16 protein-coding genes and 1 tRNA gene are annotated in these 14,274 nt (G+C 47.6%); 7 read left to right on the top strand and 10 right to left on the bottom strand.

Annotated elements, in window-relative coordinates; translation table 11 throughout:
* Positions 1–90: 90 nt before the first annotated feature.
* From WMO24_RS02560 to WMO24_RS02520, 9 genes are all read right to left on the bottom strand, one after another.
* On the bottom strand, positions 91–2,475 hold the full coding sequence (locus tag WMO24_RS02560; RefSeq protein WP_407882056.1) for an endonuclease MutS2: 2,385 nt from the start codon (positions 2,473–2,475) through the stop codon (positions 91–93).
* A gap of 11 nt (positions 2,476–2,486) precedes the next feature.
* Positions 2,487–3,230: a DNA repair protein RecO gene (recO, locus tag WMO24_RS02555; RefSeq protein WP_349214711.1), complete on the bottom strand. Its 744-nt coding sequence runs from the start codon at positions 3,228–3,230 to the stop codon at positions 2,487–2,489.
* The gene (locus tag WMO24_RS02550) at positions 3,181–3,336 is read right to left on the bottom strand and encodes a hypothetical protein (protein WP_349214710.1); all 156 of its coding nucleotides are present in this window, start codon (positions 3,334–3,336) and stop codon (positions 3,181–3,183) included. The genes recO and WMO24_RS02550 overlap by 50 nt, the downstream gene beginning before the upstream one ends.
* A gap of 83 nt (positions 3,337–3,419) precedes the next feature.
* Positions 3,420–4,322: a GTPase Era gene (gene era / locus WMO24_RS02545; protein ID WP_349214708.1), complete on the bottom strand. Its 903-nt coding sequence runs from the start codon at positions 4,320–4,322 to the stop codon at positions 3,420–3,422.
* A complete protein-coding gene (locus tag WMO24_RS02540; protein WP_349214706.1) occupies positions 4,323–4,781 on the bottom strand; it encodes a diacylglycerol kinase family protein in 459 nt (152 codons plus the stop codon).
* Between the two features lie 3 nt (positions 4,782–4,784).
* Positions 4,785–5,285 carry an rRNA maturation RNase YbeY gene (gene ybeY / locus WMO24_RS02535; protein ID WP_349214704.1) on the bottom strand — a complete coding sequence of 167 codons (501 nt, stop codon included), beginning with the start codon at positions 5,283–5,285 and terminating at the stop codon, positions 4,785–4,787.
* 17 nt (positions 5,286–5,302) lie between these two features.
* Positions 5,303–6,271 carry a PhoH family protein gene (locus WMO24_RS02530; RefSeq protein ID WP_349214702.1) on the bottom strand — a complete coding sequence of 323 codons (969 nt, stop codon included), beginning with the start codon at positions 6,269–6,271 and terminating at the stop codon, positions 5,303–5,305.
* 82 nt (positions 6,272–6,353) lie between these two features.
* Positions 6,354–7,553 carry a sporulation protein YqfD gene (locus WMO24_RS02525; RefSeq protein ID WP_349214701.1) on the bottom strand — a complete coding sequence of 400 codons (1,200 nt, stop codon included), beginning with the start codon at positions 7,551–7,553 and terminating at the stop codon, positions 6,354–6,356.
* Between the two features lie 3 nt (positions 7,554–7,556).
* Positions 7,557–7,859, bottom strand: a complete 303-nt coding sequence (locus tag WMO24_RS02520; protein WP_349214699.1) for a YabP/YqfC family sporulation protein — start codon at positions 7,857–7,859, stop codon at positions 7,557–7,559.
* Positions 7,860–7,924: 65 nt separating this feature from the next.
* On the opposite strand from WMO24_RS02520, the gene WMO24_RS02515 reads away from it, so the two are divergent.
* Complete coding sequence (locus WMO24_RS02515; protein WP_349214698.1) at positions 7,925–9,007, top strand: hypothetical protein; 1,083 nt, start codon at positions 7,925–7,927, stop codon at positions 9,005–9,007.
* Between the two features lie 298 nt (positions 9,008–9,305).
* Here the strand turns inward: WMO24_RS02515 and WMO24_RS02510 are convergent.
* Positions 9,306–9,381: transfer RNA gene (locus tag WMO24_RS02510), tRNA-Thr, on the bottom strand.
* A gap of 128 nt (positions 9,382–9,509) precedes the next feature.
* Here WMO24_RS02510 and WMO24_RS02505 point away from each other — a divergent pair.
* The 6 genes from WMO24_RS02505 (at position 9,510) to WMO24_RS02480 (ending at position 14,194) form a co-directional block, all read left to right on the top strand.
* The gene (locus WMO24_RS02505) at positions 9,510–9,878 is read left to right on the top strand and encodes a hypothetical protein (RefSeq protein ID WP_349214696.1); all 369 of its coding nucleotides are present in this window, start codon (positions 9,510–9,512) and stop codon (positions 9,876–9,878) included.
* A 116-nt stretch (positions 9,879–9,994) separates the two neighbouring features.
* On the top strand, positions 9,995–10,366 hold the full coding sequence (locus tag WMO24_RS02500) for an ArsR/SmtB family transcription factor (protein ID WP_349214694.1): 372 nt from the start codon (positions 9,995–9,997) through the stop codon (positions 10,364–10,366).
* Between the two features lie 18 nt (positions 10,367–10,384).
* Positions 10,385–10,603, top strand: a complete 219-nt coding sequence (locus tag WMO24_RS02495) for a heavy-metal-associated domain-containing protein (protein WP_349214692.1) — start codon at positions 10,385–10,387, stop codon at positions 10,601–10,603.
* A 63-nt stretch (positions 10,604–10,666) separates the two neighbouring features.
* Positions 10,667–12,538, top strand: coding sequence for a heavy metal translocating P-type ATPase (locus WMO24_RS02490; RefSeq protein ID WP_349214690.1), 1,872 nt, complete (start codon positions 10,667–10,669; stop codon positions 12,536–12,538).
* Positions 12,535–13,275 carry an ABC transporter ATP-binding protein gene (locus tag WMO24_RS02485; RefSeq protein ID WP_349214688.1) on the top strand — a complete coding sequence of 247 codons (741 nt, stop codon included), beginning with the start codon at positions 12,535–12,537 and terminating at the stop codon, positions 13,273–13,275. The genes WMO24_RS02490 and WMO24_RS02485 overlap by 4 nt, the downstream gene beginning before the upstream one ends.
* Before the next feature lies 1 nt (position 13,276).
* Positions 13,277–14,194, top strand: a complete 918-nt coding sequence (locus tag WMO24_RS02480; RefSeq protein ID WP_349214687.1) for a SufB/SufD family protein — start codon at positions 13,277–13,279, stop codon at positions 14,192–14,194.
* Positions 14,195–14,274 lie beyond the last annotated feature (80 nt).

Here is a 14,274-nt window from a genome sequence, read left to right as displayed (position 1 = left end):
TCATTTCTCCATATTCTACTTTGGAAATTTCATTTTGCCTTTTTGGAAAATTCGTTTTGCCCTTTTTTAAATATTGACAGCTGCAAAAAATTATTTCAGTTCAACAACCGTGACACCTGACTCGCCTTCTCCGTAAGCGCCCAGCCGATAACTACGAACATTGGGGTGTCTGCGAAGGTGTTCATGGAGAGCTTTTCTCAGCGCACCTGTTCCTTTTCCGTGGATCAGATACAAAGTCGACTGACCGCTCATGACACCGTTATCAATAAACTTATCAGCCTCATGGATTGCTTCTTCTACGGTCAATCCAAGCAAGTTAATCTCCATGCTGGCGGAGCGTGTAACCCGATCCAGATTTCCGCCCGAAGAATTCCTTCGCGGCTGATATTTTTTCTGCGGCACAGGCTTTTGCTTTTGCGGCGCCGCCAATTTCGAAAGAGGCACTTTCGTCTTGATAATTCCAGCCCGGATCTCAACAAGGTTGTCTCGATCCGGATTGGACATGACAATGCCCGTCTTATCCAATTCCGGGATCCATACCTCCTGCCCCGGCTTCACACTTTTGAGCGGCGTGAAGACTTTAGCCGCCGTATGGACAACGTCCGATTGAACAAACAATTTTTCAGACTCTTTTCGAGCGATTTCTCTTGCACGAATCGCCCGCTGCCCAGCCGCCTGCTTTTGATCTTTCTCTAATTTACGAAGCTCATCCAGCAATTGATATGCATCATTCTGCACCTGCTGTGCCATGGTGCGTGCCTTCTCTCGTGCAGCTTCCAGTTCAGCCTCGCCTTGCGCGATCAACTTTGCGCGTTTCTCTTTTGCCTGCTCCAGGGCATGTTCTTCAGCATGGCGAAGACGTTCCATCTCCTCCTGCCCTTCTTTCAGCTGAATCTTCAAATCTTCCAGCTGAGAAAGTACGGTATCAAATTTTTTGTCCTCATCCGACATGTGTGCTTTGGCTCTTTCGATAACCTGTTTTTCCAGTCCTAACTTCTCACTGATGAGGAACGCATTTGACTTTCCTGGTACGCCAACACTTAATTTATAAGTCGGACGAAGTGTTTCCACATCAAATTCGCAGGAGGCATTCTGAACTCCGGGTGTCTCCAGAGCAAAAACCTTCATCTCTGAATAGTGTGTTGTTGCCATAATCTTCGCGCCGCGATCACGCAAAGCTTCGACGATCGAAACAGCCAGAGCTGCACCTTCTGCCGGGTCAGTCCCTGCGCCAAGCTCGTCCATCAACACAAGACTTCCAGTACCTGCTTGGCTCAAAATTTCTGTAATATTCTTAATATGCCCGGAAAACGTAGACAAACTTTGTTCAATGCTCTGTTCGTCACCAATATCCACCAAAATATTCTCAAACACACAGACAGTACTGGACTCGTGCGCCGGAATTAAGTAACCATATTGTGCCATCAAATTCAGCAAGCCAGCCGTTTTTAAGGTAACGGTCTTACCGCCAGTATTGGGCCCGGTAATCACCAGCGTATCATACCCGGCTCCCAGAGAAATATCTACCGGAACGACTTTTCCCGGATCAATCAACGGGTGTCGTGCCCGAACCAAAGAAAAGCATTGTTCACTTTGTACTTGAGGACACATCGCTTTCTGCTCCAAAGCCAACTCTGCCTTTGCAAAAAGCACATCCAGTTGAAGCATTGATTCATAGGCAAGCGAAAACATCGGCTCCAAGTCCGCGACCTGTGCCGAAAAAGCGGACAATATACGTTCAATTTCAGCCTGCTCCTGGTTACGCAGCTGCAAAATTTTTGCATTGGCTGCCACAACTGCCGTCGGCTCCACAAACAATGTAGAACCACTGGAAGAAACGTCATGAATCACGCCGCCTACTTCGCTTCGATATTCAGCTTTTACCGGAACAACAAAGCGTCCATTTCGCAGAGATACGACAGCATCCTGCAAGTATTTTCCCATGGTCTGCGACTTCGTGATACCGTCCAGTTTATCACGGATGGAACTTTCCACTCTTTGAATGCTCCGACGGATGTCATACAGCGTATTGCTTGCTCCATCAGCCATCTCTGTTGGTGATACAATCGCTTCTGTAATCGCTTTCTCCAACTGCGGTTGTGGGGTAATGGCATAAAAATAGTCATCCACCGGTAAATTTTCATGGTCAGTCAGCCCGTACCACTGCACCAATTCGCGAAAATTGCGCAGTGTACAAGCCACTTCCAGCAGTTCGCCCATGCTCAGCACACCGCCTTTACCGGCACGCCGAACGATCTTTTCCACATTTTCCACTTTAGAAATACGCGCTGAGCCGTTTTTAATCAAGAGTGTCGCAATTGCATCTGTCTGTGAAAGCATCATACGCACTTGTTCTGCATTTTCACCGGGTAACTGTTGCTCCAGCATCGTCTGTGCCTGCGGACAGGTTACAAAATGACACGCACGTGCAAGTATTTTATCAAACTCCAAAGATTGTAAGTATTTTTGCATGATTACCTCTTTAGTTATGAAAGAATGGTATTGAGAAAATCAGCGGTTTTCAAAGGTTTGTCCAAACAAGTATTTAAATAATCTGTAATCACCTTTCCCAACCGTTTTTCGCTTTCTTTTCCCAATGTAAAGGAAAACAACTTTTCATCACTGCTGAATACAATATGCCGCATTGCCGCCAGTGCCGAAGGGTCCAGATTACATATCTCTCCCCGTTTTCCGGCACAGTCAGAGCAAAAAATTTTAGATGTTTGCTTATCAAAGTAAAACGGACCGCCTTCATATCGAACGCAATCCGCACAAGCAACCAAATCCGGCATATAGCCAGCCAAAGAAAGCGCCCGCAGTTCAAAGACGGCTTTCAAAAAAGAAGACGAACGCTTATGCTCGCTCATCAAATAAAAGCTGTTTAAAAGCAGCCGAAGCATTTCTTTGGCCTCTTCATCCACAGGCGAAAACACACTGGTCAACTCCGAAAAATACATTGCCAGTGCCATATTTTCCATGTCATCGTGGATACCGTAAAAAACAGTCTGCACCTGTGCATCATCCACAATGTACATACTCTTCCCCTGGAAGAGCGTAAACTCGGAATAGCAAAAAAGCCCCGTGCCGCTGAACAACTTGTTTTTCAGCCGCAAAGCTCCTTTGGCCATTGCTGAGATGATTCCTTGCTCCGGTGTCAAAATAGAGAGCACGCGATCCGCCTCATTGGTCTTTGTCGCCCGCAGAACCAGTCCTTTGGTAATCGTCTGCATTCCTGTTCTCCTTGTTTTCAGCCTCCGGGCCTTTTTTGTAATGCAAATAGTCCTGAATCTGACCCGTGCTTTCAAACTGTTTCCAAAAACCATCCTGCTGTCTCATGGTGAAACACCTCCGCTTGTCAGCATTTATGATTCACCATTCTACCGCAGTTATGTGCGGAAACTTTGTCCAAATATCGTTCTTTATTGGCGGAATCCGAAATTATTCAAAAGGAAGTCGTTATCGCGCCAATCGTCTTTGATTTTGACCCAACATTGCAGATTTACTTTTGCGCCAAGGAACTCCTCGCACTCCAGACGAGCTTCACTGGCAATCTGTTTCAGCATTGCCCCGCCTTTTCCAATGATGATCCCTTTATGACTTTTCTTCTCGCAATAAATGTTAATATCAATATCAATGATATTTTTATCCGCCCGTTCTTTAAAACGCTCCACGGTCACTGCCGTGCCATGCGGAATCTCATCAAACAAATGAAGCAGCATCTTTTCCCGTACCACTTCGGCCACCAGCGCTTTCTCAGGCATGTCCGTATATGCATCATCCGGGAAATAGTGCGGACTTTCCACCGCGTATTTCTCAAGCTTATCCAATAGCGCCTGGTCACCTTTTTTGTCATACACAGAAAGCGGAAGGACCTCTTCAAACACCTTCAATGAAGACAAAAACTCTTTGCGCACTTCAAAATCAGAAGATTGCTTCAGCGTATCTGTCTTATTCACGGCAGCATATGCCGGCAGCTTTTTCGCACGCAGATCTTCAACAAGCGCACGTTCTGCTTCCGTCAACTCTCCATAGGGTTCAAAAAGCATGACCGCCACATCTACTTCGGCTACAGAATCCGTTGTCGTCTTGGTCATCCGTTCTCCCAGTTTTGTACGCGGCTTGTGTATTCCCGGAGTATCCAAAAACACAAACTGTGTCTTTCCTCTGGTCAGAATCCCCGTGATACGCGTACGGGTCGTCTGGGGCTTAGACGTTACAATCGCCACTTTTTCTCCTACCAAAAGATTTAACAGCGACGATTTTCCCACATTGGGGCGGCCCACTAACGCTACAAAAATTGATTTTGTATCAAAGCTCTGCAATTATTTCTCTCCTTTTTTTCCAAACACAAAGCGCCAAGCCACCGGCAAGGTTGCCAGCAGCAACAAAAGCAGTACCGGATGTTCTGCAAAATAGCCTAAAATTCTTTCAAAAACGGGAACGTTCCAGAATAAAAATACGCCGGCTACTGCGCATCCAATGCTAAAAATCAGAACAGCCCCGGCGGCCATGTCCTTGACCACGCCGGCCGTGCGATAACGCTCCGGCGCTGGCCGCTCCATCACTCGCTCGATGCTGGAATTTACCAGTTCCAGCGCCATTACGCCAACCACCATGATGGTAATCAGTGCATACTGCGTCGACGTAAAGTCGTAAAACAAAGAAAACAAATAGACATAAAAGGCGGCGCACAGATGAAAACGCATGTTCCGTTCCTGTTGAACGGCAGCACGTATCCCTTGCGCCGCATAAATAAAACTATCGATGAAACGGTGCTTCATCGCTTACACCTGATCGGCGCTGTATGAAACAGTCCGCGGAAGGCCCAACTGAATCAGTGTAGCTTCTTCCTTCTCACGCATTCTTACTGCCTCAAGTCCGCCGCATTCATGGTCATAGCCCAGCAGATGGAACATGGAATGAACCGTCAAAAAAGCGACCTCGCGCTGCAGAGAATGGCCGTACAACTCCGCCTGTTCCATAGCGCGTTCCATGGAAATCACAATATCACCAAGCATAGCGGCTCCCGTTTCCTGGTTGATGTCATAATTGCCGTTCTCACCCAAGGGAAAACTTAAAACATCTGTCGCCTGAGGTTTATTGCGATATTGCTCGTTCAGCTGTGCAATTTTTTCATTGTCCACAAACGTCACACTGATTTCGGCGGAGCCTTCAAAATGCTCATACTCCAAAACAGCATGACAAGCACGACGAATCAGGATACGCAGCCCAGAAGGGACTTTTACTTTGTTCTGATCGTTGGTAATGTACACTTTGTGAGACATGTTCCGCTCTTCCTTTCTTATGATCGTTTATTCCGCGCTGAACGCGCTTTATCATACGCCTTGATAATATCCTGCACCAAACGATGGCGCACCACATCTTTTTCCGAAAAGTACATCATGGCGATTCCCTGAACCTGTTTCAAAACAGCCAAGGCATCCACCAAGCCGGAACGCGCCTTGTCCGGCAGGTCGATTTGCGTTACATCGCCTGTAACAACTACTTTGGACCCGGCACCCATACGCGTTAAAAACATTTTCATCTGTTCCGGGCTGGTATTTTGTGCCTCATCCAAAATGATAAATGCATCGTCCAGCGTTCGGCCGCGCATGTAGGCCAGCGGGGCCACTTCGATCAGTTGTTTTTCCAAAAGTCCCTGATATTTTTCTGCTCCCAGCATATCGAACAGCGCATCGTACAAAGGGCGCAAATAAGGATCCACCTTATTCTGCAAGTCACCCGGCAAAAAGCCAAGTTTTTCCCCGGCTTCTACCGCCGGCCGCGTCAAAATGATTCTGCTTACCTCGTGCGCCTTAAAGGCTTTGACCGCCATTGCAACTGCCAGGTACGTTTTGCCTGTACCGGCTGGACCAACCCCAAACGTAATTGCGTTTTTAGAAATCGCCTGAATATAAGCTTTCTGCCCCAGGGTTTTGGGCCGGATCGGCCTTCCTTTGGCCGTGATGGCAATAAAATCCCCCGTCAATTCTTTTATTTTACCTTCGTCTCCGGAAGCAGCCAAAGAGATGCAATACCGAACAGTTTGTTCTTCCAAAGGCGTGCCGTTCTCCCGAAGCGTCAGCATGGAATCTACAGCCTTCGCCGCTTTCATCACGCCTTCTTCGTCTCCGGAAAACTTGATCTGCGTACCCCGGCAGACCGCCGTCACATGAAACGCCTGTTCCAACAACTTGATGTTTTCGTCGCAATTTCCAAAAATTGCGAGCGCGGTATCCATGCAATCCACTTCCAGCAGCTGCTCTGCCATTCAAACACCCCTGCCATTTGTCGAGTTTGATTTTATTATAGCATATTTATCAAAATTTTAAATAGTATTTTGTGCACAACCTCTACAAATTTTCATCATCTTTTTCTGCATTTCCTGCAAATCCGGAAAACGGTACTGTTTTTGCAATATCTGTTTCCATTGTTAAGCGCATCCGAACGGTGATGGAATCTTCACTTTTCTCTATCTGAGTCGAGCGGTCCAAAATTTTATAACTTTCGAACTGGCTTGAAACGGATTGATAAATTTTTTGTTCCGCAATCGCCTGGGCCAAATCCGGTGAAAGTTCACATTCAATATTTTGGACCTCCCGATACAATGTTGTCTCAATGGTCGCAGGAAAATGAAGCCCGCCTATAGACAAAGCAGAAAGAGACGTTTGCTGAAACCGTGTGGCCTGTGCGGAAGAAGATTTTGGCAGGCTGAATGCGTGCCCTGCAATCAAAAAACGGCTTTCACGGCCAATGATGCGCCCCGGCATTTGTGCGGAAACCTTCAGTGGCTGTGTAACCTGATATTCCTTTTCGATTTGCGCATAAATTCTTGCCGCCGCTCTCCCATACAGCAATGCGCCGGTTTTTCCAACCGTACATCCACTGACCAGAACTTCCCCTTGCGCTACCGATTGTCCCGCCTGCTTCTGTGCAAAACCGCCATCAATTTCCTGACGAAGAATAATCCCATCGCAGGCAGCTACAATTTCCGTCAGTGCTTTCTCCTGCATCTCCGGCTGTTGTGTTCGGTCTACTTTTTCCACTTCCAAGCGACCGTGAATAAAATTCAAACGGACCCAGCTCAAATCATCACGTGCAACAAATATCTGCGCTGCAACGGATTCCAGATAATTTTCATCCGCCACAGCACCTTCGTATATCCCATACCCTGCCAGTTCTTTACGCATTTCAAGCTGCTCCGCATTCGAAAAATCCACAAAAGAAATGTTCCAGATCAGCTGTCTTCCGCAAGCAAACAAAGCAGCAGCCAGAACAAGCCCGATAACAATGCTCCAGTGCCGGCGATAACCGGCAAGAAAAAAGCTCACGCCTTTACGTTTGACGACATGAATTCTGCACTTATTCGCCCGGGCTATTTTTCGCAGACGCCTATAAGTCCGCAAATGTGTTTGGGCCAGAAATCCCGTCGCGGTTGGACGAATCTTTTCCACACAAAGGCTCTGCTGTGCGCACTGGTTAAAAAAACGTTCCCCCAAACCGCCGACCAGCTCAAATTCTACGGTTCCTACGTATAGATGTTTTTTATGCATGTTTCATCTCTCCTTTTCCGAAAAGCAGAGCGAAAACAATGTTCCCCTGACAGTGATCAGCTTTTTCTGGAAAGTATCCACCTGGATTCCCTCCCCTTCGATCGTAACTGCTTGACGCCCCATATCCAATTTCAGATGATTGATATCATATTGGATGATTCCCCTGCAATTTTCGACTTCGAAGAAGCCATTGCAGTTGATATGCAAAACCGGCTGCCCGTACAATGCGTTCTGCGCTCCTCCATCTGTGACACCGAAAGCGCGCTTGAAAGAGAATTTTTCACACTTCTTGTTCTGTCTTCCCATACGCAGCCTCCCTGTTATTTTTTTGTTGCCCGTCATATATCTATATCGAACAGGAGGAGATATTTATGAATCGGAAGTCATTTTTTCATAAGACAATTGATTTTTTGTCGGCCAGTGCGATTCTGGCAATGGTAATTGTGCTTCTGGTCGAGCCGCAGCGTGCCATGAAAGGAGCACTGCAGGGGCTTTCTCTTTGCTGTCAGGTCATCATACCAAGTCTGTTTCCATTCCTTGTGCTATCCCGGCTGCTTCTGGAAAGCCCACTTGCCGGACCGCTGGGTGCTCCTCTTTCCCCTTATACAAAATGCCTGGGGATTCCATCACGAAAAGCGGCCGGAGCACTTCTGTGCGGTCTGCTGGGCGGCTTTGCCGCCGGAGCAAGCGCTGTAGAACAACTCTATGAAGCCGGAGAATTGACCAAGCAGGAAGCAGAGCGTCTGCTGGTCTGCTGCATCGGATCAAGTCCTGCATTTATCGTTGGGAGTGTAGGCGCCGTAATGCTCCACTCCGTCTTTGCTGGCTGGCTTCTTTTTCTTTCACAGGTAAGTGCTTCTTTAATCTGCGGAGCGTTTTTCCGTATATCGAAAGCATCGCGAACCGGCGTTTCTCTTTCCTCTCTATCCTTGCCCAAAACGCTTCCGAGAGGAATTCCGAACGCGATTGAAAAAGCGGTCTTTTCTACCAGCATTTTATGCGGGTATATCATTCTATTTTCTTTTCTGGCGGAAATGCTGGCTCCCGCTACGCTCCCCACTCTTCCCAGATTCTTATTAACTCTGCCTCTGGAAGTCACCAACGCCTGCCGAGCCGGAGCATCTGCCGTTGCAGCCCGCCTTACACTGTGCGATCTTGCGTTAAGCTTCATGGGATTTTCGGTTTTTCTGCAGGTGCGCTCACTTACATGCGCGCACTTTTCTTTAAAAGCGCTTTTGGTTTCCAGAATTCCTCATGCATTTCTTTCATTACTGCTTTTAAAAGCATTGCTTTACTTCTTCCCAAATGCACAGACTGCCAGTACCGCCATTCCTTCTCTGTTTGCTTTCAGAATGCCACTCGATGTGATCTGCATCTTTTTTCTTTTGTGCGTTATGATCACATGTCACCGAAAAAATTTTTCAAGTTTACCTTCCCAGTCAAATGGAGTATAATGAGATCATCTTTGAGGAACGGGGATTCAAACATGTCCATTTTTTCCAGAAATAAACCTTTGTTCGGCGCGACGATTCAGCCATCCTGTGAATACTGCGTTTTCAGCCGCCCTTCGCAAGATTCCGGAATGTTTTACTGTCAAAAAAAAGGCATTGTGGAAAATACATTTCACTGTCGTTCATTCTCATACGACCCGCTTCGGCGAATTCCCAAAAGGCGCCCTCCGATGCCAAGCTTTACTGCCGATGATTTTAAACTGTAAAACAAAAAAGACCCGGCACAAAGCCGAGTCTTTTCTGGAGCTACTGATCCGATTCGAACGGACGACCTGCTCATTACGAGTGAGCTGCTCTACCTGCTGAGCCACAGTAGCATAATCGCGTCTTTATCTATTATATGGATTTTTTCCAATTCGTCAAGAGTTTTTTTCAGAACCTGTAGACGTTTTTCTTTTTTTCATGTAAAATAGACGCGTTATTAAAAAGGATTTGAGGTGACATTTTGATAACCGAAAGCATTGCAATTCTGGCGATTATGCTGTGCCTGATCGTAGTGTTTATCCGCGCTCAGCAATCGGACTACGCTCTCGGCGTCACGCCGCTTTTTCTGGTTCCCTTTATTCACCTTTTTGCTGTGGCTGTTTTCTATTTGGGCCGTGTGCCCTTTTTCGGGTTTGCTCCTCAGGTTGCTGTTGCCTTTGCAGATATCGCCGCAGCTGCCGTATCTGGTGCGTTTATCTTTTCCTTCAGTCAGCACATCAAAAAAAGCCGAAATCGGAAATTGTATATTGCACTGATGTGTGGATACAATGCGGTACTTGCGTGCACCTACGTATACCGCATCCTGGCCCCACTTCTCCTGCACGAATAAACCACGCTCAAAGCGAAAGCCTTACCGGCTTTCGCTTTTTTATATTTCTCGGGGTTGACAAACCAGTTTTTTAGGATTAACATATGAACAGATATTCATATGAAAGGATGTATCAAATGTCTGAGTCTGCCGCTTACCCGGAAGTTGAGCGCTGCGGTTTTTTATACGTACATGAAGATACGGTTCAAAAAGTCATGTCCCTGATGCCTCCGGACGAAACTTTGTATGATCTCGCAGAGTTATTTAAAGTGTTCGGCGACTCCACTCGTATCCGCATTTTGTATGCGCTTTTTGAAGCCGAGCTTTGTGTATGCGATATTGCACAGCTTCTAGGGCTGAGCCAAACCGCCGTTTCACATCAGCTGCGCGTATTAAAGAATTCAAAGCTGGTAAAGTTCCGCCGAGAAGGAAAAACCGTCTTTTATTCTCTTGCCGATGATCATGTGCGGAGAATCATCGGTCAAGGGATGGAACATATTGAAGAATAAGCAAGGAGAGTGTCACTTATGAAAAAAACATTCAAACTGGTCGATCTCGATTGCGCGCACTGTGCTCAAAAAATGGAAGATGCCATTCAAAAGCTGGACGGGGTACAATCTGCCAGCATCAGTTTTCTGGCGCAAAAACTGACTATTGAGGCAGAGGATACACGCTTTGACGAAATCATGAAGAATGTGGTCAAAGCGTGCAAACGCATAGAGCCCGATTGTGAAATTAAACTGTAACGGGAGCCGGGCTTTTGACGAAAGCCCGGCATTTTTCCAAGCTTCCGTAAAGGAGAATGCTTTATGACAAAAAAACAACGAAAACTTTTGACACGCATTTTGATCAGTGCCATTCTTTTTGTACTTGCATTGATGCTCCCCTTATCCGGCCCTTTTCAGCTTGCGGCTTTTCTTGTCCCCTATTTTGTAATTGGATGGGACGTTTTGTGGAAAGCTATCCGAAATATTCTTCACGGCCAAATTTTTGACGAAAATTTTTTGATGGTGATCGCCACCATCGGTGCTTTGATACTGGGAGTCATCAAGACCCATGACTATGCCGAAGCGGTTGGCGTCATGCTGTTTTACCAGGTTGGTGAACTGTTCCAAAGTTATGCTGTTTCCCGTTCGCGCCAATCCATTGCACAGCTCATGGATATCCGGCCGGACTATGCCAACATTGAACGGGATGGAAAACTGACCCAAGTGGACCCCGAAGAGGTACGCCCCGGCGATACAATTGTCGTGCAGCCGGGCGAGAAAATTCCCCTCGATGGAATCATTTCAGATGGTACTTCCACCATTGATACATCCGCGCTGACCGGTGAATCGGTTCCCCGCAGTGCTTCTGCCGGGAATGAAGTAATCAGCGGCTGTGTCAATTTAAGCGGGGTTCTGCACATTACAGTCACCAAAGAATTCGGTGAGTCGACTGTTTCCAAAATTTTGGATCTTGTGGAAAATGCAAGCAGCAAAAAAGCCAAAGCCGAACATTTCATCACCAAGTTTGCACGCTGGTACACTCCCTGTGTGGTGATTGCCGCAGTGCTGCTTGCGATTTTCCCGCCGCTTTTCTTCGGTGGTATTTGGACAGATTGGATCGAACGTGCACTGATCTTCCTGGTCATCTCTTGCCCTTGCGCTCTGGTAATTTCCATTCCGCTGAGCTTTTTCGGCGGGATTGGCGGAGCATCCCGCTGCGGTATTCTCGTAAAAGGCGGCAATTATCTGGAAGCTCTTGCACAAACCGATGTGATGGTGTTTGACAAGACCGGCACCTTGACCAAGGGCACTTTCCAGGTAACGGAAATTCACCCGCAAAACGGCATTGCCGCTCAGGATCTGCTGGAAATGGCCGCCCTTGCAGAAATTTACTCAAAACACCCCATTTCCCTGTCTTTGCAGAACGCCTGTACAGCCCCGCTTGATTCCAGCCGTGTGACAAATGTTCATGAAATTGCAGGACATGGAGTGACTGCCTGTGTTGACGGTCGAACAGTAGCAGCCGGAAATGCCAAATTGATGGAAGAATGCAAAATCTCTGTTCCGCCCTGCGATTCACTTGGCACAATCGTCTATCTGGCCGTTGATGGTGTTTATTGGGGACAAATCGTGATTGCAGACGAAGTAAAGCCCGATGCCGCTGACGCGATTTGTCTGCTGAAAAAAGCCGGGATTCAAAAAACCGTGATGCTGACCGGAGACAGTCGTGCAGTGGGAGAAGCAGTAGCCCGTCAACTCGGACTGGACGAAGTTCATGCGCAGCTTTTACCGGCAGATAAAGTTGAAATTGTCGAGCGTCTTCTGGCAGAAAAAGCCCCCAATAAAAAACTCGCCTTCATAGGCGACGGTATCAATGACGCGCCGGTTCTCTCTCGTGCGGACATCGGCATTGCCATGGGCGGTCTTGGTTCCGATGCCGCCATTGAAGCAGCAGATATTGTCCTGATGGATGACGCCCCTTCCAAAATCAGCACTGCTATTCGTATTTCCAAAAAGACCTTGCGAATTGTCCGACAAAATATTATAATCGCACTGGGAATTAAAGGTTTGTTCCTGTTGTTAGGCGCTTTCGGCATGGCCAATATGTGGGAAGCGGTATTTGCGGATGTCGGCGTTGCAGTTATTGCTATCTTAAATGCTGCACGCGCCTTGAATGTAAAGGAGTTCCAATGAGCACATCGTCTGAAATTCTAAAAATTGAACATTTGTCCTGGAGTATTCCGGACGGCGCAGAAGTAATCCGTGATCTGGACCTTTCTCTGCAAAGCGGAAAACTGATTGCTGTCACCGGCCCCAACGGCGGCGGAAAAACTTCCCTTGCCAAGTTGATTGCCGGACTCGCGCAGCCCTCCAGTGGCCGCATCCTTTTGAATGGTGCGGATATTACCGCATTGGATATTACTCAACGCGCACGTTTGGGAATTGCTTTTGCGTTCCAGCAGCCCGTTCGTTTCAAAGGCCTTACTGTCCGGGATTTACTGGAACTTGCCGCTGGCGGTCGTCTTACAGACGGTGAGCTCTGCGCACTTCTGGGGAAAGTAGGTCTTTGCGCCAATGAGTATATTCACCGCGAGATGAACGCCTCCCTGTCGGGCGGTGAGGCCAAACGAATCGAAATTGCCACGGTGCTGGCTCGTTCAGCACAGCTCTCTATCTTTGACGAGCCGGAGGCCGGCATCGATCTTTGGAGTTTCACCCGTCTCGTAGAAACATTCCAGGAGCTGCGCCGAAATCAGCGCGGAACACTCCTGATCATTTCTCATCAAGAAAGGATTTTGTCCATTGCGGATGAAATCATTGTGCTCGCAGACGGAAAGGTTCGCACGATGGGACCGCGCGAAACGGTTCTTCCTTCTCTTTTGAATGACGAGCATGCCGCTCTCTGCCCGCTTGAGAAAGAAGGTGTTTGACATGAATGAAATCACCGATCAGCTGCTGCATCTTGTGTCCGATTTTACAGGGAGCTTTCAAGGTGCTTATAATATTCGCGAAGACGGACAATGTGCCGGACGTCAGTCCACCAAAAACATTCGCATTGAATCCAAACAAGGACTTCCGGGTTTGGAGATTCACATTGCTCCAGGAACCAAAAATGAAACGGTCTATATTCCCGCTTGTGTCACCCACAGCAATGTAGATGACCTGGTTTACAATGACTTTTTCGTTGGGGAAAATGCTGACGTGACCATTGTCGCCGGATGCGGTGTTCATTCCGACGGTGAAGAAGAAGCTCGTCACAACGGAATTCATCGTTTTATCCTGGGCAAAAACGCCCGTGTTCTTTACAAAGAAAAGCACATTGGAACGGGCAAAGGAAACGGCAGCCGCACCATTGACCCGGTTACGGACGTGACTCTGGGCGAAGGTTCCTATCTGGAAATGGATACTGTGCAAATTTCCGGCGTGGATCACTCAACTCGGAAAACGACGGGAACGTTGGGACCCCGGTCTAAAATGGTTGTGCGGGAACGCATCATGACCACCGGTACCGAGACGGCTACCACCGATTTTGAGGTAACTCTTCAAGGGAAAGATTCCGGTGTGGATTTGATTTCCCGTTCCGTGGCACGCGGACAGTCACATCAAGAGTTTTCTTCCAAAATTCACGGAAAGACACGCTGTACCGGCCACTCGGAATGCGATGCGATTCTTGCGGAACAGGGTACAGTAACCGCTACGCCTTCCCTGGATGCTTCTCATGTAGACGCAGCTTTGATTCACGAGGCCGCCATCGGAAAGATTGCAGGCGAACAAATTCTGAAGCTGTGCACACTGGGTCTGACCGAAGAACAGGCTGAGGAAAAAATCATTGAAGGATTCTTAAAATAAAAAAGTAACCCACCAGCGAAGCTGGTGGTTCTTCAGAAGCGGGCAAAGCCCTAAAATACTAGCCACGCCTAAAGGCGTTG

The organism is Ruthenibacterium intestinale, assembly GCF_040096265.1.
Lineage (GTDB): Bacteria > Bacillota > Clostridia > Oscillospirales > Ruminococcaceae > Ruthenibacterium > Ruthenibacterium komagatae.
The sequence above is the reverse complement of the archived record's forward strand: the minus strand, read 5'-3'. Positions and strand labels throughout refer to the sequence as shown.

Bases quoted from the DNA above. Each gene is read 5' to 3' on its own strand.
- WMO24_RS02530 (WP_349214702.1), bottom strand. From the start codon at position 6,271: ATGGCAGAGCAGCTGCTGGAAGTGGATTGCATGGATACCGCGCTCGCA.
- WMO24_RS02550 (WP_349214710.1), bottom strand. From the start codon at position 3,336: ATGAGACAGCAGGATGGTTTTTGGAAACAGTTTGAAAGCACGGGTCAG.
- WMO24_RS02515 (WP_349214698.1), top strand. From the start codon at position 7,925: ATGAATCGGAAGTCATTTTTTCATAAGACAATTGATTTTTTGTCGGCC.
- WMO24_RS02485 (WP_349214688.1), top strand. From the start codon at position 12,535: ATGAGCACATCGTCTGAAATTCTAAAAATTGAACATTTGTCCTGGAGT.
- ybeY (WP_349214704.1), bottom strand. From the start codon at position 5,285: ATGTCTCACAAAGTGTACATTACCAACGATCAGAACAAAGTAAAAGTC.
- WMO24_RS02520 (WP_349214699.1), bottom strand. From the start codon at position 7,859: ATGGGAAGACAGAACAAGAAGTGTGAAAAATTCTCTTTCAAGCGCGCT.
- WMO24_RS02490 (WP_349214690.1), top strand. From the start codon at position 10,667: ATGACAAAAAAACAACGAAAACTTTTGACACGCATTTTGATCAGTGCC.
- WMO24_RS02495 (WP_349214692.1), top strand. From the start codon at position 10,385: ATGAAAAAAACATTCAAACTGGTCGATCTCGATTGCGCGCACTGTGCT.
- WMO24_RS02540 (WP_349214706.1), bottom strand. From the start codon at position 4,781: ATGAAGCACCGTTTCATCGATAGTTTTATTTATGCGGCGCAAGGGATA.
- WMO24_RS02525 (WP_349214701.1), bottom strand. From the start codon at position 7,553: ATGCATAAAAAACATCTATACGTAGGAACCGTAGAATTTGAGCTGGTC.
- recO (WP_349214711.1), bottom strand. From the start codon at position 3,230: ATGCAGACGATTACCAAAGGACTGGTTCTGCGGGCGACAAAGACCAAT.
- WMO24_RS02500 (WP_349214694.1), top strand. From the start codon at position 9,995: ATGTCTGAGTCTGCCGCTTACCCGGAAGTTGAGCGCTGCGGTTTTTTA.
- WMO24_RS02480 (WP_349214687.1), top strand. From the start codon at position 13,277: ATGAATGAAATCACCGATCAGCTGCTGCATCTTGTGTCCGATTTTACA.